Raw genomic sequence first — 23,299 nt, forward strand, 5'->3', positions numbered from 1 at the left:
AATCCTGTGCCCCAACGGATTCCACGGAAACGGCGGCGACGACGGTGACTGCGAACCCGGCCTGGGTGCCTCCCGAGGTCGACACGACCGTGCCGAATCCCGCCAGGGTCTACGACTACTGGCTCGACGGCGACCACAACTTCCAGGCCGACCGCGACCTCGGCGAACAGATCCTCCGGATCATGCCGGGGATCCGCGACGCGGCCCGGCTCAACCGCGCCTTCCTGCGCCGTGCCGCGTTGCACATGGTGGAAGCGGGCGTACGGCAGTTCCTCGACATCGGCTCCGGCATCCCGACCGTCGGCAACCTGCACGAGATCGTCCAGCAGGTCGATCCGGACTGCCGGGTGGTCTACGTCGACCGTGAATCGGTCGCCGTGGCGCACGCCAAACTGCTGCTGCGCGACAACGACCGCTGCGCCGCCATCCAAGCCGACCTGCGCGACGTCAACGACATCCTCGACGCGCCCGAAGCGAAGGAACTACTGGACCTCGACCAGCCGGTCGGCGTGTTCATGTTGCTGCTGCTGCATTTCGTACCGGACTCGTGGGAACCCCACGCGATCCTCGCCCGCTACCGCGAACGCGTCGCCCCCGGCAGTTTCCTCGCCATCTCGCACGTCGCCGCCGACGCGGACTCGAGCGGGCTCGACGAAGCCATCGAGGCGTACCGGAGCACGCAGAACGACCCCATCCCCCGCACGCACGACCAGGTGCTGTCGTTCTTCGAGGGTTTCGAAGTCGTCGAGCCCGGTGTCGTCGGGTGCGCGATGTGGAACCCCCAAGGGGCGGGCGACATGTCCGACGACCCGGGGATCAACGCGCTCCCGTATGCGGGGGTCGGCCGGAAGCCGTAGCCCGCACGAGTCCGCCCTGCTGACGACCCCGCTCAGGGCAGGACGTCGGTCACGGTGTCCTTGATGACCTGCCACTTACCGTGTTCGCGCACCAGCGTCAGGCTGATCGTGTAGTGCCGGTCGATGTTCTGCGACGGCGCCTTGTAGTAGGCGTCAAGGAGCGCGAAGCCCATCTTGCAGTCCTCGACGACGGTGTGCGTGACCGTCCACGGCATGCTCCACTCGTACGGGAGCTTGAACTGGATGTCGACCACCGGCTCCACGTTGTCCTGGTAGCCGATGATCAGCTGCCCCTTGCGCCCGACGGTCACCATGTTCTGGTGGATGATCGCCCGGTAGCGGGCCTCGTCACGCTTGTTGTAGCTGTCCATGTCCTCCCAGACGGCACGGTCGAACGAGCGCTGGCAGGCCTGCCGCTCGCTCTCGGCCTGCTGCTCGCCCGCGGTCGCCGCGGCGGGCACGCCGATCCCCGCCGCCGCCACGACCAGCCCGGCCAACGCCGCGTAATACCGCTTGCGCATAGGGTTCTCCTCATCACGTTCGATACTTCATCCACCGGCAGGTTCGCCGGACGGCGCATCACAGCTGCATCACTTCCGCATCGACGTGGGCTCATCGCCGGTTAACCTCGCGGGAGGGGGTGTGATGGAGTTTCGGGTACTGGGACCGGTGCAGTGCCGGACGGGCGCACGGCCGCTGAAGCTGGCCGGTCCACGGCAGGAGCGGATCCTCGCCGCGCTGCTGCTCGGCGCTGATCGCGTCGTCTCGGTTTCGCGGCTGGTGGACGTCGTCTGGGGCGAGGACCCGCCCGCCACGGCCATCCGGCAGATCCGCAACCTCACCACCGCCTTGAAGCGCGCTCTCGTCGCCGAGGGCTCCGGTGAAGACGTCCTGACCGCCGAGGGACCCGGCTTCGTCCTGCGCCCGCCCGTGTTCGATCTGCGCTCGTTCGAGGAGCACGCCTCACGCGGCGAGTTCCGCGAGGCACTGGCGTGCTGGCACGGCCCGGCACTGTCCGGTCTGGACAGTCCGGTACTGCGCGGTGAAGCCGATGAGCTCGACGAACGCCGGCTGTCCGTTGTGGAACGTTGTCTCGACGAAGAGATCTCCGCCGGTGAAGACCGGGTCGCGGAACTGAAGGCACTGGTCGCCGAGCATCCGTTCCGGGAGGCGTTCGCCGGACTGCTCATGCGGGCGCTCCACCAGCAAGGCAGGCAGGCCGACGCGCTGAACGCCTATCGTCAGGTGCAGACGCGGCTGGTGGAGGAACTCGGGATCGACCCCGGACCGCAGCTGCGCGAACTCTACGAGCGGATCCTCCGCGACGAGCCCGAATACGGCAAGGCGCGCTGCTTCCTCCCCTACGACGTCCCGGATTTCACCGGCCGGGAAGCCGAGATCCGCCGCCTTTCCGACGCCGTCCGGCTCGGCCGCCCCGTGGTGCTCGACGGGATGGCGGGCGTCGGCAAGACCTCGCTCGCCGTCCACGCCGCACACCGGCTCGCCGCCGATTTCCCCGACGGGCAACTGTTCGTGGACCTGCACGGCCATTCGCCCGGACGGGAACCGCTTCCGCCAGAGGCCGCCCTCGAAGCCCTGCTCGGGCAACTGGACGTCCCGGCGAGCAGGCTCCCCGGCGGCGTGGACCGGCGGGCCGAACTGTGGCGGACCAGGACGGCGGGCCGGTCGCTGCTCGTGGTGCTCGACAACGCCGCCGGCGCCGAGCAGCTGCGGCCCCTCTTACCCGGTTCGGCCACGGTCGCCCTCGTGGTCACCGGCAGGCGGCGGCTGGCCGCCGTCGACGGCGCCGCGTCGATCAGTCTCGAAGTCCTGCCGGACGAACAGGCGAGCGTCCTGTTCGCCGCGGCGTCGGGACGGCCGGACGCGGGCGTGGCCGCGTTGTGCGGAAACCTGCCGCTGGCGATCCGGATCGCGGCCGCCCGGCTGCAACATCGTCCACAGTGGACGGTGGAAACCCTCGCCGAACGGTTGGGGTCCGAGCACGACAGGCTGGCCGAACTGAAGGTCGCCGGACGCGACGTCGCCGCCGCGTTCGCACTGTCCTATCAGGAACTCGACGCCGACCGGCAGCGGATGTTCCGGTTGCTGGGAAGGAATCCGGGGACTGACATCGGCGTACCCGCGGCCGCCGCGCTGGCCGGGGTCAGCGAGTCCGAAGCCGAGCGGCTGCTGGAAGACCTGCTCGACGCCCATCTGCTCAGGCAGCCGTCACTGGGCCGGTACTCGTTCCACGACCTCATCGCCGAGCACGCCCGCAACGCCGCGAGCGACGAGGAATCGGCTCCGGCGTTGGGCAGGCTGCTCGATCACTACCGCGAGGGCGGCGGCGACGGCTGGTATGCGGCGGAACGGGCCAACCTGGTCGCGGTGACCCGGCACGCGTTCGACGCCGGTCACGATGACCACGCCTGGCGGATCGCCGAGAACACCGCGGCACGCCTCCGGGAGAGCGGTCGTCTCGACGAACTGCTCGCCGTCGCGCGAACCGGCGTCGCCGCCGCCCGCCGGATCGGTGACCCGCACACGATCCAACGCAGCCTGGCGGACCTCACCTTGGCCTATTGGGAGAACGGGCGGCTCGCCGAGGGGATGCGCTGCGCCATGGAGCGGCTGGAAGTCGTCCGCGCCTCCGCTGACCGCGCCGCCGAGGCGACCGCTCTCTCCAGAGCGGGCGCTTTGCACGGCATGCTCGGCCACTACCCCGAGGCGATCCGGTTCTATCGCGAGGGCCTCGCCGCGGCGAGAGGTACCGACGACCCTGAAACCACCGCCACACTCTGGATCAACCTCAGCAACGTGCAGGAGACCCTCGGTCTGCTGGACGAGGCGCTGGCCTCCGCCCGGCGGTCGGTGGAGCTGCGCGAGGATCCCCGGAACACGGTTCTCAGTTCGGCGCAGCTCGGTCTGGTCCTCGCCCGGCTCGGCCGGTTCGAGGAAGCCTTCGAGGTCACCGCACGCTCGATCGGCTCGGCACGGGAACTCGGGTACCTGTTCGGCGAGGCGTGGAGCCTGGTCGACCACGCCGACGCCCTCCTGCTCGCCCATCGGCCGGACGAGGCGCGCGAGCACGCCGAACGCGCGTGCGGCATCCTCGCCCGGCTCAACCATCCGCTGCTGCTGACCATGGCGGCCAACAGCCTGGGCACCGCCTGTCTCGCCCTCGGCGAAGCGACGGCGAGCCTCGCGCGGCACCGCCTCGCGCTCGAAACGGCGAAGCGGATCGGCTACCGGCTGCAGGAGGCCCGCGCGCTGGCGGGGATCGGGCACGCCCGCGCCGCCCTCGGTGAGGAGGCCGACGCCGAGTTCCGGGCGGCGCGCGACCACTACGCCGCGATGGGCCTGTCCGCCAAGCCGCTGACGGCCGTCACCTGAGGAATTCGGTGAGCAGTCCGCGCAGGGCGTCCGGCTGCTGGAGGACGCCGTGATCCTGGCCCTCGACGGTGACATGCCGGGCACCGGGGACGGTCTCGGCGACGGCGCGGGCGGCGGCGCGCAGCCACGCGTCGCTCTCACCGCCGTCCATGACCAGCGTCGGGGCGGTGATCTTTGCGAGCCTGCCCGCGGGGAGGGCACCGCCGGGACCACACAGCGCGATGTCGTAGGGCAAAGTGTGGGCGAGTCCGGTGAACCACGCCCAGAACGGGTCGGTCCGCATCCCCTTGACGACCTCGGCCGGGGTGGCCGCCGCTTCGGTGAGGAACAGTTCCGCCGCGTCGTCGCGATCGCCGTCGGCGATCAGCGCCCGGACGCGGTCGAAGAGGTCGCTCGCGGGCTTCGGACGGCTGTCGTCGACGATATACGGCGGCTCGTACACCGCGAGGCGGGTCATGGGGACGCCGCGGGCGGCCGCTTCCAGCGCCAGCACGGCTCCCGACGAGTGCCCGAAGACCGCCGCCGAACCACCGACGTGGTCGATCACCGCGGCGAGGTCCTCGACCTCACGTTCCACCGAGTAGACCGCGCCCGCGCCGCTGTCGCCCCGGCCACGCCGGTCGTAGGCGATCGCGGTGCAGTCCGGGGCCAGCGTCGTGGCGAGCCCGGCGACGGTCGTCCGGTCGTTGAACGCGCCGCCGACCAGGATCACCGGCGTGCCTTCCCCGGTCCGCTCGAAGGCGATCAACGTGCCGTCGGCCGAGGTCACGGTCTCGAGGGTGGTGGTCATCGGTTCCTCCTGTGTGGATCTTGCGACGCTATCTTCGCCCATGGGTCGGAGCCGACGACCACCGCTCGACATCACCGCCGGAGTTCTCCGAAGAATTCGCGGATCTCGGTCACCACGTCGTCCGGGACGGCCATCGCGACCATGTGGCTGGGACTCTCGCGGTCGGCCCAGCGCACGATGTCGTTCTTGCGCGAGGCGATCTTGCGCAACGCCGCCGGGCCGCCGTGCGAGACACCGGTCGGGACCACGGTCTGATTCATCGGCATCGCGGCCGCGCCTTCGTAGTACGGCCACAGCGAAGTGCCACCGGTCGCGGTCAGCCAATACAGCGTCACGTTGGTGAGCAGCAGGTCGCGGTCGATCGGCTCGGCGGGACCGGCGGTGTCGGGCCAGCCGTCGAACTCCTTGAACCGTTCGACCAGGTAGGCGAGTTGCGCGACCGGCGAGTCGAGGAAGCCGAAGCTCAGCGTCTGCGGCCTGTTCGTCAGGTACGGCGCGTACCCGCTGCCGCCCGCGAAACGTTCCATCAGCTCCGAGAGCTCGGCTTGCTCCTGTTGCGTGAGCCCTTCGAAGTCGGCCGGGTCACCCATCGGCACGCCGAGCCCGGAGGTGATGTGCGAGCCGATGACGTGCTCGGACGCGTACGCCGCCAGACACGGCGTCACCAGCGCGCCGGCGTCGTTCCCGTGTGCGCCATAGCGTTCGTAGCCGAGACGGCTCATCAGTTCCGCCCAGGTCCGCGCCACTCGCGCGATGTCCCACGGCCGCTCGTCGGCCGGTTCCGGGAACGGCGAGAAGCCGAAACCGGGCAAGGACGGCGCGACCACGTGGAATGCCCGGGAAGGGTCGAGACCATGGGCTCGCGGGTCGGTGAGCGGGCCGAGGACGTTCAGGAACTCGGCGATCGAGTTCGGCCAGCTGTGCGTCATGATCAGCGGCATCGCGTCCGGTTCCGGCGAGCGGACGTGCAGGAAATGCAGCTGTTGGCCGTCGATCTCCGTGGTGTACTGCGGGAACTCGTTGAGCCGCTTCTCCACCGCGCGCCAGTCGTAGCCGTCCCGCCAGTACTCGGCCAGGTCCTTGAGATAGGCGACCGGAACGCCCCGGCTCCACTCGGCACCGGGCAGCGCCGACGGCCAGCGGGTACGGGCGAGGCGGTCGGTGAGGTCGTCCAGATCGGACTGCGGGATGTCGATGCGGAAAGGCTCGATGTCGGTCATAAGATGACCGTAGAAGTCATATAGGACAGATCATGTCCTAAATTTCAGGGCGGTGATTCGGCCGGGTGGGGAGGATTCCGGTCGTGGGGCGCGAGCTTGATCAACGGAAGATCAGGGACGTTGAGTGTCCGGAATCTTCCGTTGATCAAGGACTCGGAGTCCCGCAAAGTTCCCCTCACGAGACGGGCGGCTCATCGGCCGAGTGGGACCACCCGCGTCGCACCGAAGGTATCCTTCACCGGCACCTCGACGGTCTTGCGCCGCACCGTCACCCGGACGACGTCCTGCCGCTGCGTCGGATCGGAAACGGCCAGCTGCCAGCCGTTCTTTCCGCGGCCCAGCGCCACCGACGCCGGACCGGAGACCGACACCTCGTCGACCGAGCCCGCGGCGAAGAAGTTCGCCAGCAGCGTCGCGTCCCACAGCCGGACGGCCTGCACGGTCGCGGTGTTGGCCCGCACGCGCCACGCCCAAGCCGACGCGACGGTCTCCACCACCGACGCCGTGGGCAGGACGGCATAGGCGTAGCTCGCGTCCACGGGTTCGGCCCCGTGCTCGATCACCAGTTTCTGGTAACGCCGGGTGTAGGGCACCGTGGTGCCCTTGGTGTTGGCTCCCTTGTCGACGTCGCGCCAGGTCCCCGTCCGGTCCTCGCGCAGCGCGGTCACCTCCGCGTCGTCGAGCAGGATGTACCCGCCGACCTTCTCCAGATGCAGCCATCGCTTGCGCCGCAAGGACTCCGAGCCGCCGACGAGACGACCGTCCGCCAGCAGCACCCCCGAGCCGTTCTCGCCGAGGTTGCGGTTCTCGATCGTGGTGCGGATCCGCTCGCCGGAGCCGTCGGTGATCCCGGCGCCGAGGCAGACCACCCCCGACGGCGTGAAGAACCACGACTTCTTCGCGGTCAGCGTGCCGTCTTGGGAGACGAAGTCGAGGGCGTGCGCGCCGTGCCGCGCGTCCCAGCGGACCCCGCCGCAGTGGGCTTTGCCGGTCAGCGGTACCTGTTCCAGGGTCGGCGTCGGCCCGGTCTTGGTCGTGGTGCCCGGAAGCAGCAGCGGATCGACCGTGGGCCAGTAGGCGTCGGTGAAGTGTCCCTTGGCCTTGGGCACGAACAGATACAGCGAACCGTCGCCGGTGTACCAGCCGTGCAGGTTCATCGCGTTGACCGACTCGTACCGCGAGATCCGCGTCGAAGCGACGCCGAGCGAGGCCGACCAGCCTTCGGTGCTGTGCACCATCCGGTCCTGCTGGCCGAATACCCGGTGGGTCGCGACCGTCGGTGCCGGCCGGATGCCGGTCGCCAGCAACTCCTGCGCGAACTCGATGCCGGGAACGCCGACGAGATCCGGTCCCGGTGCGAACCGCTCGGGATCGGGGATCTTCAGATACGGCGCGAAAGTGTCCTCGGCGATCCACTTCGCGGCGAGCCCGCCGAGTTCTTCCTTGCGCTTCCCGCTCGCCGACCGCGCCAGCAGGACGACGGCGCCGGTGAGCTGATGGCCGATGTCGTGCGCGGATTCCCCCTGCCGGGAGAGGAACCGGCCGCGGACCGACTCCATCAGCGCGCCCGCGTAGACGAAGGGCGCGAAGGTGTCGGACACCAACGCGTACGCCGCTTCCCTGACATCGGCGGGCAGCTCGAACTCCGTGCCCTTGGTGACGTGGACGGCCGCCGCGACCGCGGTGAGCAACACGATCCCGTAGTGCCCGGGATACGGCACCGAATCGTGCTGGATGAATGAGCCGTCGGTGTGGAAACCGTCACCCGCCGCGCGGTGGAGTTTGGCGATGACGCTCGCCGCTCCCCCGCCTTCGACGTCGGTGAACGCCCCGACGCCGCGCCGGATCCGCTCGGTGTCACCCAGCATCGCCCCGGACACGATGGCGATCGTCGACTTGTCCGCGCGGTTGGCGCCGGTCTCGACGACGTTCGGGTTGTTCGTGCGCAGGTTCGGGTTGCCGGAGAACTTCAGCACCGGCTTCGAATACCTGGCGATCTCGTCCTGGGTCAGCTCGTCCGCCACCGTTGCCAAGATATGCAGCAGGTAGAGCGGGATGCCGATCTCATAGGTGTACCAGTTGCCGATCTCGGCGGTCTTCTCGCTGTACTGATCGCTGGTGTACAACAGTTCCAGCGCCGCCTTGATCCGGCCGAGCACGGCGGGATCACCGGCCAGCGCACCGCCGGGGGTGCCCCAGTTGACCGCGATCGCGCGCAACCGCGCGTACATCGACGTGGTGAACTCGCTGCCCGGTCCGAGCGGGAGGTCCTTCCACAGTGGACCGCCGCCGACCGTCATGCTGTCGTGGTAGGCCTTCGCGACCCTGTCCAGGTTCGCCAGCGCGGCCGTCCGCTCCGCCGACGGCCGGTTGATCCCGGTCTGCAGCTCGCGATAGCCGGTGACGATGGACGACATCCCCGCAGGAGACGGAGAAGCGGCGAACGAGGGACGGGTGATCGCGGTCGACAGCGCGACCGAAGCGGCCGCGGCCGCTCCTCCACGCAAGGCGGTTCTCCGGTCCACGTAACCGAATCCGGGCATGACGGGGCCTCCCAAGGGGTCGAAAGACGGCAACAAGGGGCGGCGGCGTGGTGAAGCGGCTCGTGAGTGATTTGGGTCGTCAGGACGACCCAAATCACTCACGAGCTTTCTAGCGTTTCCCGTCGGTCCTGCGGGGCAGACCCCACGGGTTGTTCTCCTGCAACGGTTCCGGCAGCAGCGCGTCGGGGAAGCCCTGCCAGGCGATCGGTCGCAGGAACCGCTCGATCGCGGCGGTGCCGACCGAGGTGCTGGTCGGCGCGGTGGTCGCCGGGTAGGGACCACCGTGTTCCTGTGCCCAGGTGACCGTGACACCGGTCGGCCAGTCGTTCCACAGCAGGCGGCCGGCGACCCGGGTCAACGAGGGAAGGACGGGGCGAATCCAGTCCACATCGGACTCTTCACCCTGGATGGTCGCGGTGAGCCCGGGTTCCATCACCCCGAGCAGACTGATCAGCTCGGCCCGATCGGCGTAGGTGACGATCAGCGACGCCGGGCCGAAGCACTCCTCGCGGACGGTGTCGCCGTCGGCGAGAAAGGCCTTGGCGGTGGTGGCGAGCAGGGTCGCGCCGTGCGAGATCCCTTCCGTGCCACCGGACTCGGACAGTACCTCGACACCCTCGACCTCACTCAGCTTCGCCAGCCCTTCGGCGAAGCCTGCCGCGATGCGCTCGTTGAGCATCGGCTGCGCCGGGATCGTCGAGACGGCCTCGCGCAGCGTGTCTTCCAGCCCGTGCCCCTCGGGAAGGAACAGCAGACCCGGCTTGGTGCAGAACTGGCCGGCACCGAGGGTGAACGAACCCGCGTAGCCCTTGGCGATCGCCTCACCGCGGGCGTCGATCGCGGCCTGCGTGACGACGACCGGGTTGACACTGCCGAGCTCGCCGTAGAACGGGATCGGCGACGGCCGCGAGGTCGCGATGTCGAACAGCGCGCGCCCGCCCGGAACCGAGCCGGTGAACGACGCCGCCTGGATCCGCGGGTCCTTCAGCGCCGTCACGCCGTTCTGCTGGCCGTAGATGACCGCGAAGATCCCCTCCGGGGCGCCCGCCTTGACCAGCGCCTCACGGAGGACCTCGCCGGTGCGGGCGGACAGCTCGGGGTGCCCGGAGTGTGCCTTGAGCACCACGGGGCAGCCGGCCGCCAGCGCCGACGCGGTGTCACCGCCCGCGACACTGAACGCGAACGGGAAGTTGCTGGCGGCGAACACCAGCACCGGACCGATCGGCGTGAGCAACCGCCGGATGTCCGGCCGCGGGCCCATCGGCCACGCGGCGTCCGCGTGGTCGACGGTGGCGCCGAGGAACGCACCGTCGGCCAGTACCTCACCGAACAGGCGCAGCTGGAACGTCGTGCGCTTCAGCTCTCCCTGCAGGCGCGGGGCGGCCGGGAGGTGCGTCTCCTCGGCCGCGAGCGCGATCAATTCGTCGGCGGCCGCGTCGAGGGCGTCCGCCGCGGCGTTCAGCCAGTCGGCGCGCTGGGCTGGGGTCGCGGCAGCCGCCGTGCCCGCCGCATCGGCGGCGGCCGCGAGGATCTGGTCGAGCGTGGCGGGATCTGTTGCCTGGCTCATGGGTTCTGCTTCTCCTAGAGTTCTTGCGCGGCGCTGACGGCGGCGATGAGGTCCGCCCAGCGCCCCGGGCCGGCGAGGCCGAGGTGGTACAGGTGCAGTTCGGTGGCGCCTGCCTTGCCGAGTTCGGTGGTGTAGGCCTCGATGTCGGGCACCGGGCTCGCCGCCACCGCGGTGATGTAGCTGCCCACGGCGACCTTCTCCGGCAGTTTCGCCCGCGCGGTCGCGACGGCGCCCACGCTGGGCCGTCCGGGTGCCCAGTTCTGCAGCACCACCGCGTCGACGTCGTCCGGGGCCGACGGCGTCAGCCCGGGCAGCGCGCCGGTGATCCACGGGTCCATCGCGCCGTGGAGCACGATCCTGGGCCCGGACGGGATCTTCGCGATCACTTCGCGCCGGAGCGCGTCTGTGGCCTTTTGCCGGGTGTCGAGCAGGACCTGCCGCAGGGTGGGCAGGATCTTGTCCTCGGTGGCACGGAGGTCACCGCTGTCGATCAGCCGACGGACCTCGGCGCGCAGCTTGCCCAGTGCCTTCGCCGGGTCTTGACCCGCCTTGGCCCACTCCTCCAGGCACGCGTCACAGCAGCAGATCGACAGCAGCCGCGCCGTCGCGGGCGACCAGACGCCGTCGGTCTTCTCGTGCTGGTGCTGGTGCACGGCGCCGAGCGGCCCGCACGCCTCGAGGATCACCGAGGTGAAGTCGAGTCCGGCGAGGCTCTCCGCCGTCACGTTCGCGGCGTATTCGCGGACCGCCTGCTGCCCGGGGCACAGCGCCCACGGGTACCGCTCACCGAAACAATTGCGCACGGTGAAATCGGGGAACTCCGTGCCCAGCTGGGAGTTGTGGGTCAGCACGAGCCAGGCCGCCGCCGGGATGCCCGCCTCGGTCAGCGCCCGGACGGCGTCGCCCGCGCTGTCCCGGCTCTCCACCCAATCCGGTTCGGCCGGCCGCAGCTCTCCCCAGGCGTCCTCGCGCACCGGCCGGTACAGCGCCGCGTGGCGCGCGACGACCGAGGTGCGGTCCGGCGACCAGGGGGTCGCCGCGCGGGCGCTGTGGTACGACACGGCGACGGCGACCTCGTCGACGCCGAGTTCCCGTACGCGCTCGACGAATCCTGGATCGTCGACGACGTCCCAAGGGTAGGCGTATCCGGTGACCTTCACCCTGTCACCACCGCGCCGTATTCGGTTCGAAGTCTCCGACGAACTTCCGCATATAGGTCACGTCATCCCGTTTGGTCTGTCCACATCGGACATAGTCTTCATGGGCCCGCGCCAGCGCGTCGGGGTCGAGTTCGACCCCCAGCCCCGGTTTGTCGGGCACCGCGACCGCACCGTCGACGAACTCCAGCGCACCCGGGGCGATGACGTCGGCCGTCTTCCACGGCCAGTGGGTGTCGCAGGCGTAGGTCAGGTGCGGCGTCGCCGCGGCCACGTGCACCATAGCGGCCAGACTGATCCCGAGATGACTGTTCGAATGCATGGAAAGCCCCACGTCGAAGCATTCCGCCGTGGTGGAGAGGGCTTGCGTGTCCCGCAGGCCACCCCAGTAATGATGGTCCGAAAGTATTACGCCGACCGCTCGCTGCCGGAACGCCGGCTCGATGTCCGCGAAGCGCACGACGCACATGTTGGTGGCCAGCGGCATGTTCGCCTTCTCGGCGACTCGCGCCATCCCCTCGATGCCCGGGGTCGGGTCTTCGAGGTACTCCAGGACGCCGTCGAGTTCCTCGGCGACCCGGATGCCGGTGTCCACGGTCCACGCCGCGTTGGGGTCGATCCGCAGCGGGTGGTCCGGGAACGCCTCCGCGAGCGCGCGGATGCCGTCCATCTCCTGGTCGGGATCGAAGGCGCCGCCCTTGAGCTTGATGGAGCCGAAGCCGTACTCCTCGACCATGCGCCGCGCCTCGCCGACGAGTGCCTCCGGCGTGGTCACCTCGCCCCACGAGTCCTCTTCGGCGCCGATGTGGGCGCCGAACTTGTAGAACAGGTAGGCGGAGAAGTCGACGGCGTCGCGTGCCTTGCCGCCGAGCAGATCCACCACCGGCCTGCCGAGGTAGTGGCCCTGCGCGTCGAGCGCGGCCACCTCGAACAGCGAGTACACGCTGGCGACGGTCTTGCTGACGGAGAAGCCGCCGGTGAGCCCGTGCGCGTCGGCGAAGACGACCTCGCCGAGGGTGGTGGCGACCTTCCGGCGCAGGCCGGGCAGGTCGAACACGTCCTGGCCCTTGAGTTCCGGCAGCACCTTCCGGACCTGCTCGAGGAAGGCGAGGTCCCCGTAGGACTCACCCAGGCCGACCACACCGTCCTCGCAGATCAGCTGGACGACGCCGCGCAGCGCGAAGGGCTCGTGCACGCCCATCGCGTTGAGCAGCGGCGGGTCGGCGAAGGCGACCGGGGTCAGGACGACGTCGAGAATCTTCATCTTCAGGCACCGGCCTCGACGGATTTGAGGACGGCGAAGCCGTCGTCGACGATCTTCTCCAGCCGGGCGATCTGGTCGGCGGTCGGTTCGACCAGCGGCGGCCGGACGGAGCCGACCTTGTCACCCCGCAGGCGCGCGGCGGCCTTGACCAGCGACACGGCGAAGCCCCGTCCCTCGTCCCGCAACGCCACCAGCGGCAGGTAGAACCCGGCGAGCAGCGCCTCCATGACGGCGTCATCGTGCTCGGCGAGCGCGCGGTGGAACCGGGCCGCGATCTCGGGCGCGAAGCAGTGCACGGCCGAGGAGTACCGGGCCACGCCGATGGCGGAGTAAGCGCGAGCGGAGACCTCCGCGGTCGGAAGACCGTTGAAGAACAGGAAGTCCCGCGCGCGGTCGGTGCCGGCCGAGCGGATGGTGGTGATGATCCGGCTCATCAGTTCGACGTCGCCGAAGCCGTCCTTGAGGCCCACCACCGAGGGGATGTCGAGGAGGGCGGCCGCGGATTCCGGGGTGAAGACCCCGGTGGAACGGTGGTAGACGATCACCGGGATCGAAGAATCCCCGACGGCGTAACGAACGTGGTCGACCAGCCCCGACGGCGGGCCGGTGATCAGGTAGGGCGGCAGGAGGAGGACGCCGTCCGCGCCGTCCGCCTCCGCCGCCGCGATCCCGGCACGGGCCGACGACGCGCCGCCGCCGGCCCCGACCCAGACCGGTACGCGCCCGGCGACGACCTCACGAGCCTTGCGCAGGATCGCCGCGTGCTCGTCCGGGGACAGCGAGCTGAATTCGCCCGTACCGCAGGCGACGAACAGCGCGCCGGCTCCGGCGGCCACGTGGCTCTCGACGTTCTCCGCGAACGCGTCGAGGTTGAGTTCCAGCCCCTCGGTGAAGGGGGTCAGCGGGAACGCCAGTAGGCCGTCGAGTTCGATCTTGGGCTGTGCCATGGATTTCTCTTTCGTTCTTTGTGGATGGTCCCGGGTACGGGCCCGGTCAGGCGGGCACGGTGGTGCCGTCCTGCGACTTGCGGGGTAGGACGTCGTCGTCACGGTCGATCGTGTCGATGATCGCGTCGGTGCCGGCCTTGCGCTCGGGCATGAGGTAGCCGAGCCCGATGAACAGCGCCAGCGAGACCAGGATCGGGGTGGAGACGGTGACCGCGAGGGTGGCGTTGTAGCCGTAGTAAGCGATCGCGTAGGCGATGAGACCGCCCGCCCACGAGATGAGCGCCGCACGGGAACCGGACCGGCGGAACGCGGGGAGCATGCCCAGCAGCAGCGGCACCGAGATCGGGCCCATCAGCGCCGCGACCCAGAGCACCACGATACCCAGCACCCCACCGAGTTTCTCGGCCTGCGTGGCGACCGCCATGGTCAGCACGACGAAGATCACCGTCGAAACCCGGGCGGCGAGCAGCCCCTGGGATTCGGTGAAGTTCTTCGCCTTCTTCCACAGCACCGGCATCATGTCGCGGGTGATGACCGCGGAGATCGCGTTGGCGTCGGAGGAGACCATCGCCATGGTGTGCGAGAAGATGCCCGCGAGCACGAGCCCGACCAGCCCCGGCGGGAGGAACGTCGTGGTCATGATCGCGTAGGCGTTGTTGGGGTTGGAGATGTTCGGGATCAGCAGCGGGGCGGCGAACATCGGGAACATCATCACCAGCGGCCACACCAGGTACAGGATCGAGGAGAGCCGCGCGCCACGCCGGGCTTCGAAGGTGTTCGGCGCGGCCATGTAGCGCTGCGCCAGGTTCCACATACCGCCGTTGTACTCCAGGGTCTTCACCAGCACGTAGACGAGCAACACGACGGTGGTGAACTTCGACGTCGTCGGATTGAGGTGGCTCGGCGGGAGGTCGCGCCACACGGTCCACAGCCCGGAGACGCCACCGAGCTTGTCCAGCACGACCCACAGCATCACGATCGCGGCGATGGCCTGGATGACGAACTGGCCGAAGTCGGTGAGCGCGTCGGCCCAGAGGCCGCCGACGGTGCAGTAGATCAACGTGATCGAGCCGGTGATGATGATGCCCCAGGTGTAGGGCACGCCCGCGAAGACGTTGAGGATCGTCGCGACCGCGAACCACTTGGCCGCGATGTCGAAGATCTTCAGCAGGCTGCCGCTCCAGGCCAGCGCCTGCTGGGTGGGCACGTTGAAGCGTTTGGCCAGGTACTCCAGCGGCGACGAGACGCCCAGCTTCGAGCGCAGGCGGTTCCAGCGTGAGGCGAACAGCCAGCTGCCGATGCCGACGCCGATACCGATGCTGGCCATGCCCCAGAAATAGACCGTGATGCCGTCGGTGTACGCGACGCCCGCGTACGCGACGAAGAGCACCGCGCTGTAGCCGGACATGTGGTGGGAGATCCCGGCCAGCCACCACGGCATCTTCCCGCCGGCGGTGAAGAAGTCACTGACCGTGTTGACCCGGCTGTGTGACCACAGGCCGATCACCACCATCAGCACGAAATACGCGGACACCATGATCCAGTCCAGCAAATGCACCGCTGACTCCTTTCCGCGTCCACGACGATGCGGCCCAGTACTGTTCACATCCATGAACGGAGTCTGTTATAGTGATTATGTTCATCCATAAGAACGCTGTTCGGGACGCTAATATGGCCAGAGTCACAAGTCAACGGCCGGATGGAGGAGCGCGGATGCCGCAGCAGGAAGCCCCCGCTGTCATGGTGGCGAACGGCGCGTCCGCGTCCGAGCCCGCCGGGGTGAAGTCGGCACGGCGGGCGATCGACCTGATCGAGACCTTCGCCGCCAACGACGTCTGGCTTTCCCTTTCGGATCTCCACGCGCGCACGGGTTTCCCGAGGTCGAGCCTGCACGGCTTGCTGCGCACGCTGCTCGAAGCCGGCTGGCTGGAAGTGGACACCAACACCGCCCGCTACCGCCTCGGCGTGCGCGCGCTGATCTGCGGCACGGCCTACCTCGACCGCGACCCGGTCGTCCCGTTCGCGACGGAGGCGCTGGAGCGGATCCGGGAGAAGACCGGTTTCACCGCGCACTTCGCGCGCCGCGAGGGCACCGACGTCGTCTACCTGGAGACGCGGGAGTCACGGCACTCGACGCATCTCGTCTCCCGCGTCGGCCGCACGCTGCCCACGCACGCGACCGCGCTGGGGAAGGCATTGCTGGCCGAACTGACGCACGACGAGATCGACGACCTCCTGACCGGAGAGCTGTCGGCGCTGACCCCGAACACCATCACCACGGTCGAGGCGCTGCACGCCGAATGCGCGAAGACCCGCGAGCGCGGCTACGCGGCGGAAATCGAGGAAGGCAGCCTCGGCGTCCGGTGTGTGGCGGCCGTGATCCCCTACCGCATTCCCGGCACGGACGCGATCAGTTGCTCCATGCCGGTCACCGAAGTCACCGACGCCGACGCTCAGCACGTCGGCGAACTCCTCGCCGAAATCACCGCCGAGCTCGGCCAGCAGCTGCGCCGCGCCGGTATCCGCTGATCATTCCCGTTCTTCACGCACAGACAAGGGGCTTCCATGGCAGACCAGCGCGTCCTGATCACCGGCTCGGCGGGCATCGTCGGCACCCTGATGCGGCCGCGGCTGCGCCGTTCCGGACGGGTGTTGCGCCTGCTCGACCTGGCACCGCAGCCCGAAGCGAAAGCAGGTGAGAGCGTCGAGCTGATCACGGCGTCGGTGACCGACCCGGAAGCGATGGCGAAGGCGTGCGAAGGCGTCGATGCGCTGATCCACCTCGGCGGGCACAGCCGCGAGAACTCGTGGGAAGCGACGCTCGACGTCAACATCAACGGCACCCACACCGTCCTCGAAGCCGCGCGGGCGGCCGGTGTGCCGCGGGTGATCCTGGCCTCCAGCAACCACGCCGTCGGTTTCCGCCGCAACGACGAAGCGGGCGAGAACGGCCTCCCCGCCGACTCGACGCCTCGGCCCGACACCTACTACGGCGTCAGCAAGGCGGCCATCGAATCGCTGGGCAGCCTGTACCACTCGCGGTTCGGCATGGACGTGATCGTCATCCGGATCGGCTCGTGCTTCGAGAACCCGCTCGTGCTCGGCCCCCGCGGCCTGACGACCTGGCTTTCCCCCGACGACGGTGCCCGCCTGTTCGAGGCGTGCCTGAGCTACCCCTCCCCCGGCTACCGGCTGATCTGGGGCGTCTCCGACAACACGCGCCGGATCTACTCACTCGCCGAAGCCGAAGAGCTGGGCTACAAATCGCTCGACAACGCGGAGATCTACGCCGACCAGCTGGCGGACAAGCCGGCGCCGACCGGTGCCGCGGCGGAGTACGTCGGCGGGCCGTTCTGCACGGCGCCACTGGGCGCGCACAACCCGCTCTGAGGCTCTGACGGCGGAATCCCGGTGGGCGGCACTTCGCTCCGCGCGTCGTGAGTGCCATGGACGGCTATCTGAGCCGTAAGGCAACGGCGGCTGACTGTCAGTCCTGGCGAATCGCGTGCAACAGCGTTCTGTGATTGCCGGCTCTGAAAGCAGGGACTCTTCCTTCGCTCCCGCCACAGCCGATGGTCGAGGTGACGCTCGCGGCGAAAGGGCCTATTGACGCCTATAGTTACCGTCCCAAGGGGACCGCGAACACCGGACGCCTCAGCCAGGAAGGCCCCTTAATGCCGCTTTCCTACCTTGAAGGAAGGGTGTCGGCAAAGTCGCACAAACCCCAGCTCTTGAGTGTCCATAAGGGCCACTCCCCGAGTCTGCGACGCCCGATTCGGAATGATCTGCGGAGCTTCAGGAAGGTCATGAGTGCCAATGAGGATTATTGAGGGTAAGGCAAATATGGCGTGCCCTCCCGCGGGTCCGGACTGGCCACCGGAGGCCGGAACGAAGACAGAATGTCCACAAAGGACACTTTTGGCAGGCCAGTGTCCGACATGAGCAGTGCGTGGTTCCCGAGGGGGTCGTGAGTGCCAAGTGGTGCGGTAACCCTGATCAGCACTCACGACCCATCCCAAAGCCGCACACGCAGTACTTGACTGCGACCAAATAGCGAACGCCAGGCCTTCACTACCGTCACGGTAAGGAAGGGGGCCTTCACGGCAATCAGCCGATCACGCCATGGCGATCCTCGGTCAGCCAGAGGACGCCGGCCGGGGGAAGCTGGAGGACCGCGGAAGCCGGCTGGCCGTGCCACGCCTCCTTCGTCGCCTCCACCTCGCCCAGGTTGCCCACATCCGAGCCACCGTAGGAAGCCGCGTCCGTGTTGAGCACCTCGCGCCAACGGCCAGCCGACGGCAGGCCGACGCGGTAATCGTGGTGCGGGGTCCCGGCGAAGTTCGCCACACACGCCAGGCGTGAGCCGTCCTCGCCGATGCGGAGGAAACTGAGCACGTTACCGCCCGCGTCGCTGGCGTCGATCCAGGCGAAACCCTCCGGGGTGGTGTCCTGGCTGAACAGCGCCGGGGTCGAGCGGTACAGTTCGTTCAGAGTGCGCACCAGCTCCCACACTCCTCTGTGCAGGGGCGCGTCCAGCAGATGCCAGTCGAGCGAACGTGACTCCGCCCATTCGGCGGCCTGGCCGAATTCGGCACCCATGAACAGCAGCTGCTTGCCGGGGTGCGCCCACATGAACGCCAGCAGCGAACGCAGTCCGGCCGCCTTGTTCCACTCATCGCCGGGCATCCGGTCCCACAGCGAGCCCTTGCCATGTACCACTTCGTCGTGGGACAGCGGAAGCATGAAATTCTCGCTCCAGGCATAGGCGAGGGAGAACGTCATCTCGTTGTGGTGGTAGACGCGGTGGACCGGCTCATGGGACAGATAACGCAGTGTGTCGTGCATCCAGCCCATGTTCCACTTGAAGCCGAAACCGAGCCCGCCAAGGTGCGTCGGGCGCGTGACGCCCGGCCAAGCGGTTGACTCCTCGGCCACCATCACCACCCCTGGGTGCCGCTTGTAGACGGTGGCGTTCAACTCCTGGAGAAACCGTACGGCGTCCAGGTTTTCACGACCACCGTACTGGTTGGGCAGCCACTCCCCATCCTTACGGGAATAGTCGAGGTAAAGCATCGACGCGACCGCGTCGACCCGAAGGCCGTCCAGGTGAAATTCGTCGAGCCAGTACAACGCGTTGGCCACCAGAAAGTTGCGGACTTCATTGCGGCCGAAGTCGAAGACGAGGGTGCCCCAGTCCGGCTGTTCGCCGCGGCGCGGATCCGCGTGTTCGTACAGCGGTGTGCCGTCGAAACGGGCGAGCGCCCAGCTGTCACGCGGGAAATGCGCCGGTACCCAGTCGACGAGTACACCGATGCCCCGCCGGTGCAGATGGTCGACGAAGTACCGGAAGTCGTCTGGCGATCCGAACCGCGCGGTCGGCGCGTAGTACGAAGTGACCTGGTAGCCCCAGGAGCCGCCGAAGGGGTGCTCCGACACCGGCAACAGCTCGACGTGCGTGAAGCCGGTTTCGACCAGGTAGTCACCCAGCTGCTCGGCCAACTCACGGTAGTCCAGGCCCGCGCGCCACGAGGCGAGGTGCACCTCGTAGACGCTCATCGGCGCCTTGGTCCAGTCGGTCGCCTCGCGCCGCGCGACCCACTCCTCATCACCCCACGTGTGGCCGGACGTGGTGACCACCGAGGCCGTCGCCGGTGGTGTCTCGGTGGCGAACGCCATCGGGTCGGCCTTCTCGTGCCAGGTGCCGTCCGAGCCGAGGATGCGAAACTTGTAGCAGGCGCCCGGCTTGACGTCGGGCAGGAACAGCTCCCAGACGCCGGACGAGCCGAGCGAGCGCATCGGCTGCGCGCGCCCGTCCCAGCCGTTGAAGTCACCGATCACGCGCACGCCTCGCGCGTTCGGCGCCCACACCGCGAACGACGTGCCCTCGACGACACCGTTCGGCGTCTCGTAGGAGTGCACCCGCGCTCCCAGCACCTCCCAGAGGCGCTCGTGCCTGCCTTCGCCGATCAAGTGCAGGTCCAGCTCCCCCACCGTCGGCAGCCAGCGGTACGGATCGTCCGTGACGACGGTGTGCCCGTCATAGTCGACCTCGAGCCGGTAGTCGCCGGGATGCTCGGGTACGGCGACGGCGAACAGCGCGTCGGTCACTCGCTCCATCGGGTATCGGTGGCCGTCGACGCACAGCGTGACGGCCTTCGCGCCGGGCCGCAGCGTCCGCACCGCGAACGCCGAGCCCGCCGAGTGGGCGCCCAGCACCGAGTGCGGATTGTGGTGATCCCCGGCCAGGAGCCGGTCGATATCGGCGGCAGGCGGGGCGGCGTCGGGCAGGTCGTCCGATGCGGCGTTCGAGTTCACGCTTCTCCTTGAGCGATACGGGCGATCGAGGCGAGCGGCACGCCCAACCAGTCCGGCCGGTTCGCGTACTCGTAGGCCACCTCGTAGATCGCCTTGTCCAGTTCGAAAGCCCGCAACAATTCGTCTTGGTCGCCGGGGGACACCGACGTGTCTTCCCTCGCCACGGCGTAGCCCTTGTAGAAGGCGGCGCGGTTGCGCGCGGCCCATTCGGCTGCCTGCTGCTCCAGTTCCACGTCGTCCGGCTGCCCGACCAGCATCTGCTGAGCGGCGTAATCGAACGAACGCAGCATGCCGGCGACGTCCCGCAGCGGGGAGCGGAGCGCCTGCCGTTCCTCGACCGGGGCGGCGGGCTCGCCTTCGAAGTCGATCAGCAACCAGCCGTTGACCGTCCTCAGCACCTGGCCGAGATGCAGATCTCCGTGGATGTACTGCATCGGGACGGCGTCGGCGGACACCCCGCGCAGCTTCTCGAATGCCGCCCGCAGCATCGGGGCGTGCTCGGCCAGCTCCGGCACTTGCCCGGCGACGGTCTCCAGCCGGGCGACCATCGCCCGCACGGTGCGTTCGAGTTCGGCGGCGTCGGCGGCCTCCGAACCGAGCGCCTTCGCCAAGTCGGCGTGCACCTCGGCGACCGCCCGGCCGAGCCGCTCGGCCTCACCGGCGAAATCACCACCGGCCTCTTCGGCGTGCCGGTCCTGGCTCGCCATCAGGTCCCGGACGCTCGTGGTGGCCATCGCCCAGCCGTCGACGGCGTCGGGAACGAACCGCTGGAGCATCCCGACCGTGGCCGGCTCCCCGTCCAGCTCACCGGTGATCGAGCCCAGCGGCTGCGCGATGTGCTTGCTGCCGATCTTCTGCAGGGCGCGGTGCAGCACCAGGTCCTTGTTCTCGCCAGGGCTCAGCTTGCGGAACAGTTTCAGGATGTACTGGCCGCCGTACACGAGCGAAGTGTTGCTCTGTTCGGAAGTGATCGGCCGGGCCCGCAGCCCGGTGTCGAGCTCGACACCGGCTTCGTGCTCGAACGACAGCGTGCCGACCTGACCGCCGCGGGCCATCAGCTCCAGCAGCACGCTGGTCAGGTCCGCGTCGCCGGAGGCCTCGTACGCGTTGAGCTCACCGCCGGCGCCGATCCAGCTGGTGGAGGCGATCTCCGGCGGATGCGTGCGGCGTCCGACGAGCAGTTGGTAGGGCTCACGCCGCCCGTCCTGATCGACTTCGACGACCACGTGCAGCAACTGCGGGTCGCCTTCGACCAGCTCGGTCACGCCGAGCGGCCGGACGGTGGTCACGGGCCGGTCCTTGCCGGCGAACCAGCGCTGCTCCGGCAGCCAGTGCTTCAGATCAGTGGCCAGTTCTTCGACCAGCACACGGGGGTCGATCAAAAGGTCTCACCTCGTTTCGCCTGCTTCTGCCGGGTTCTGCAATTGGAACCAGTAGAAGCCATGTCCGGGCAAGGTCAGCAGATAAGGCAGCTCGCCGATGCTCGGGAACTGCACGCCGCCGGTCAGCTCCACCGGCGTGGCCCCGCGGTGCGCCGCGAGGTCCAGTTCCACCGGCTGCGGGAAGCGGGAGAGGTTGTTGACGCAGAGCACCACGTCCTCACCGCCGTCCGGCCGTTTCCAGTGCCGCTTGTAGGCCAGCACACTGGGGTTGGACCCGCCGAGGTCCAGGAACTCGCCCGCGGCGAAGGCGTGGTGCTGTTTGCGCACCTCGATCATCCGCCGGGTCCAGTTGAGCAGCGAAGAGGCGTTGTTCGACTGCGCCTCGACGTTGAGTCCCTGGTAGCCGTAGACCGGGTCCATGATCACCGGCAGGTAGATCCGGCCCGGGTCGCAGGAGGAGAATCCGGCGTTGCGGTCCGGCGTCCACTGCATGGGTGTGCGCACCGCGTCGCGGTCGCCGAGCCAGATGTTGTCTCCCATGCCGATCTCGTCACCGTAGTACAGAACGGGCGAGCCCGGGAGGGAAAGCAGCATCGCGGTGAACAACTCCTGCTGGTTGCGGTCGTTGTCCAGCAGCGGGGCCAACCTGCGGCGGATACCGATGTTGGCCTTCATCCGCGGGTCCTTGGCGTACTCCGCGTACATGTAGTCGCGCTCGTCGTCGGTGACCATCTCGAGGGTCAGCTCGTCGTGGTTGCGCAGGAAGATCCCCCATTGCGTGCCGCTGGGGATCTCCGGGGTCTGGGCGAGGATCTCGGTGATCGGAAACCGCGATTCGCGGCGCACGGCCATGAAGATCCGCGGCATCAGCGGGAAGTGGAACGCCATATGGCACTCGTCGCCGCCGACCTCCGGGTCGCCGAAGTACTCGACGACGTCCGAAGGCCATTGGTTGGCCTCCGCCAGCAGGATCCGCCCGGGGTATTCGTCGTCGACGACCTTCCGGCAGCGCCTGAGGAACTCGTGCGTGCGCGGCAGGTTTTCGCAGTTGGTGCCCTCTTGTTCGAACAGGTACGGCACCGCGTCGAGCCGGAATCCGTCGATGCCCAGGTCGAGCCAGAAGCGCAGGACGTCGATCATCGCTTCTTGGACGTCCGGGTTCTCGTAATTCAGGTCGGGCTGGTGGGAGAAGAACCGGTGCCAGTAGAACTGGCCGCGCACCGGGTCGTAGGTCCAGTTCGACGTCTCGGTGTCGACGAAGATGATCCGCGCGTCGGGGTAGCGGGAGTCGTCGTCGCTCCAGACGTAGTAGTCACCGTACGGACCATCGGGGTCGCTGTGGGATTGCTGGAACCAGGGATGCGCGTCCGAAGTGTGGTTGAGGACCAGGTCGGTGATCACGCGGATGCCGCGGCGGTGTGCCTCGTTGAGCAGGAACACGAAGTCCTCGACGGTGCCGAATTCCGGCAGCACGGCGCGGAAGTCGCTGATGTCGTAGCCACCGTCGCGCAGCGGTGAGGCGTAGAACGGCGGCAGCCAGAGACAGTCGACGCCCAGCCAGGCCAAATAGTCCAGCCGCTCGGCCAGGCCCCGCAGGTCACCCGTGCCGTCCCCGTTCGAGTCGGCGAACGCGCGCACCAGCACCTCATAGAACACCGCGCCCTTGAACCACTCCGGGTCCGACGGCGCCTGCTGCGCCGCCCGGAAGTCGTCGGCTTGCGGCTCCACCAGCATGCCGTCGGCGGTCATCGCCTCACCGGTGTGCGGGACGTTCTCCAGCCTCAGCGCCACCTCGGGCCCGGCCTCTTCCGGCATAGCTCCACCTCGTATCCGCAAGTCCGTCCATCCGCAAAATCAGTCGGGG

Annotated in this window: 16 protein-coding genes; 4 read left to right on the forward strand and 12 right to left on the reverse strand. The window is 68.6% G+C overall.

The window, feature by feature from the left end; all coding sequences use genetic code 11:
- Positions 1-44: 44 nt before the first annotated feature.
- The gene (locus AVL48_RS35410) at positions 45-857 is read left to right on the forward strand and encodes an SAM-dependent methyltransferase (protein ID WP_061985391.1); all 813 of its coding nucleotides are present in this window, start codon (positions 45-47) and stop codon (positions 855-857) included.
- A gap of 32 nt (positions 858-889) precedes the next feature.
- On the opposite strand, the gene AVL48_RS35415 is transcribed toward AVL48_RS35410, so the two are convergent.
- Entirely contained in the window at positions 890-1,378 is a 489-nt protein-coding gene (locus AVL48_RS35415; protein ID WP_061985393.1) for a hypothetical protein, read from the reverse strand.
- 124 nt (positions 1,379-1,502) lie between these two features.
- On the opposite strand from AVL48_RS35415, the gene AVL48_RS35420 reads away from it, so the two are divergent.
- The gene (locus AVL48_RS35420) at positions 1,503-4,250 is read left to right on the forward strand and encodes an AfsR/SARP family transcriptional regulator (RefSeq protein WP_061985395.1); all 2,748 of its coding nucleotides are present in this window, start codon (positions 1,503-1,505) and stop codon (positions 4,248-4,250) included.
- Here the strand turns inward: AVL48_RS35420 and AVL48_RS35425 are convergent.
- The 8 genes from AVL48_RS35425 to AVL48_RS35460 form a co-directional block, all read right to left on the reverse strand.
- The gene (locus tag AVL48_RS35425) at positions 4,243-5,040 is read right to left on the reverse strand and encodes an alpha/beta fold hydrolase (RefSeq protein WP_061985397.1); all 798 of its coding nucleotides are present in this window, start codon (positions 5,038-5,040) and stop codon (positions 4,243-4,245) included. The genes AVL48_RS35420 and AVL48_RS35425 overlap by 8 nt on opposite strands.
- A gap of 71 nt (positions 5,041-5,111) precedes the next feature.
- Positions 5,112-6,260: an epoxide hydrolase family protein gene (locus AVL48_RS35430; RefSeq protein WP_061985399.1), complete on the reverse strand. Its 1,149-nt coding sequence runs from the start codon at positions 6,258-6,260 to the stop codon at positions 5,112-5,114.
- A 191-nt stretch (positions 6,261-6,451) separates the two neighbouring features.
- The gene (locus AVL48_RS35435; RefSeq protein WP_061985401.1) at positions 6,452-8,803 is read right to left on the reverse strand and encodes a polysaccharide lyase 8 family protein; all 2,352 of its coding nucleotides are present in this window, start codon (positions 8,801-8,803) and stop codon (positions 6,452-6,454) included.
- Between the two features lie 109 nt (positions 8,804-8,912).
- The gene (locus AVL48_RS35440; RefSeq protein ID WP_061985403.1) at positions 8,913-10,370 is read right to left on the reverse strand and encodes an aldehyde dehydrogenase (NADP(+)); all 1,458 of its coding nucleotides are present in this window, start codon (positions 10,368-10,370) and stop codon (positions 8,913-8,915) included.
- Positions 10,371-10,384: 14 nt separating this feature from the next.
- Entirely contained in the window at positions 10,385-11,530 is a 1,146-nt protein-coding gene (locus AVL48_RS35445; RefSeq protein WP_061985405.1) for a hypothetical protein, read from the reverse strand.
- A gap of 4 nt (positions 11,531-11,534) precedes the next feature.
- Positions 11,535-12,791: a glucarate dehydratase family protein gene (locus tag AVL48_RS35450; RefSeq protein WP_061985407.1), complete on the reverse strand. Its 1,257-nt coding sequence runs from the start codon at positions 12,789-12,791 to the stop codon at positions 11,535-11,537.
- A gap of 2 nt (positions 12,792-12,793) precedes the next feature.
- On the reverse strand, positions 12,794-13,738 hold the full coding sequence (locus AVL48_RS35455; RefSeq protein WP_061985408.1) for a 5-dehydro-4-deoxyglucarate dehydratase: 945 nt from the start codon (positions 13,736-13,738) through the stop codon (positions 12,794-12,796).
- A gap of 46 nt (positions 13,739-13,784) precedes the next feature.
- Positions 13,785-15,296, reverse strand: coding sequence for a sodium:solute symporter family protein (locus AVL48_RS35460; RefSeq protein ID WP_061985410.1), 1,512 nt, complete (start codon positions 15,294-15,296; stop codon positions 13,785-13,787).
- A gap of 155 nt (positions 15,297-15,451) precedes the next feature.
- Between AVL48_RS35460 and AVL48_RS35465 the strand changes: the two genes are divergently transcribed.
- Complete coding sequence (locus AVL48_RS35465) at positions 15,452-16,267, forward strand: IclR family transcriptional regulator (protein ID WP_061985412.1); 816 nt, start codon at positions 15,452-15,454, stop codon at positions 16,265-16,267.
- A 36-nt stretch (positions 16,268-16,303) separates the two neighbouring features.
- Complete coding sequence (locus AVL48_RS35470) at positions 16,304-17,128, forward strand: NAD-dependent epimerase/dehydratase family protein (protein ID WP_061985414.1); 825 nt, start codon at positions 16,304-16,306, stop codon at positions 17,126-17,128.
- 717 nt (positions 17,129-17,845) lie between these two features.
- On the opposite strand, the gene glgB is transcribed toward AVL48_RS35470, so the two are convergent.
- From glgB to treS, 3 genes are read right to left on the reverse strand one after another with little or no spacing between them, the layout of a single operon-like run.
- On the reverse strand, positions 17,846-20,053 hold the full coding sequence (glgB, locus tag AVL48_RS35475) for a 1,4-alpha-glucan branching protein GlgB (protein WP_061985416.1): 2,208 nt from the start codon (positions 20,051-20,053) through the stop codon (positions 17,846-17,848).
- Complete coding sequence (locus AVL48_RS35480; protein WP_061985418.1) at positions 20,050-21,435, reverse strand: maltokinase N-terminal cap-like domain-containing protein; 1,386 nt, start codon at positions 21,433-21,435, stop codon at positions 20,050-20,052. Before AVL48_RS35480 ends, glgB begins: the two co-directional genes overlap by 4 nt.
- Positions 21,436-21,441: 6 nt before the next feature.
- A complete protein-coding gene (treS, locus tag AVL48_RS35485) occupies positions 21,442-23,250 on the reverse strand; it encodes a maltose alpha-D-glucosyltransferase (RefSeq protein ID WP_061985420.1) in 1,809 nt (602 codons plus the stop codon).
- Between the last annotated feature and the right edge of the window lie 49 nt (positions 23,251-23,299).

Origin of the sequence: Amycolatopsis regifaucium, from assembly GCF_001613935.1 — a bacterium.
In the GTDB taxonomy this organism is placed as follows: Bacteria; Actinomycetota; Actinomycetes; order Mycobacteriales; family Pseudonocardiaceae; genus Amycolatopsis; species Amycolatopsis regifaucium.

What these genes read in the sequence shown, in the direction of transcription:
- AVL48_RS35430 (WP_061985399.1), bottom strand. Translation starts at nt 6,260, where the DNA reads ATGACCGACATCGAGCCTTTCCGCATCGACATCCCGCAGTCCGATCTG.
- AVL48_RS35455 (WP_061985408.1), bottom strand. Translation starts at nt 13,738, where the DNA reads ATGGCACAGCCCAAGATCGAACTCGACGGCCTACTGGCGTTCCCGCTG.
- AVL48_RS35450 (WP_061985407.1), bottom strand. Translation starts at nt 12,791, where the DNA reads ATGAAGATTCTCGACGTCGTCCTGACCCCGGTCGCCTTCGCCGACCCG.
- AVL48_RS35435 (WP_061985401.1), bottom strand. Translation starts at nt 8,803, where the DNA reads ATGCCCGGATTCGGTTACGTGGACCGGAGAACCGCCTTGCGTGGAGGA.
- AVL48_RS35415 (WP_061985393.1), bottom strand. Translation starts at nt 1,378, where the DNA reads ATGCGCAAGCGGTATTACGCGGCGTTGGCCGGGCTGGTCGTGGCGGCG.
- AVL48_RS35420 (WP_061985395.1), top strand. Translation starts at nt 1,503, where the DNA reads ATGGAGTTTCGGGTACTGGGACCGGTGCAGTGCCGGACGGGCGCACGG.
- treS (WP_061985420.1), bottom strand. Translation starts at nt 23,250, where the DNA reads ATGCCGGAAGAGGCCGGGCCCGAGGTGGCGCTGAGGCTGGAGAACGTC.
- AVL48_RS35465 (WP_061985412.1), top strand. Translation starts at nt 15,452, where the DNA reads ATGCCGCAGCAGGAAGCCCCCGCTGTCATGGTGGCGAACGGCGCGTCC.
- AVL48_RS35470 (WP_061985414.1), top strand. Translation starts at nt 16,304, where the DNA reads ATGGCAGACCAGCGCGTCCTGATCACCGGCTCGGCGGGCATCGTCGGC.
- AVL48_RS35440 (WP_061985403.1), bottom strand. Translation starts at nt 10,370, where the DNA reads ATGAGCCAGGCAACAGATCCCGCCACGCTCGACCAGATCCTCGCGGCC.
- AVL48_RS35425 (WP_061985397.1), bottom strand. Translation starts at nt 5,040, where the DNA reads ATGACCACCACCCTCGAGACCGTGACCTCGGCCGACGGCACGTTGATC.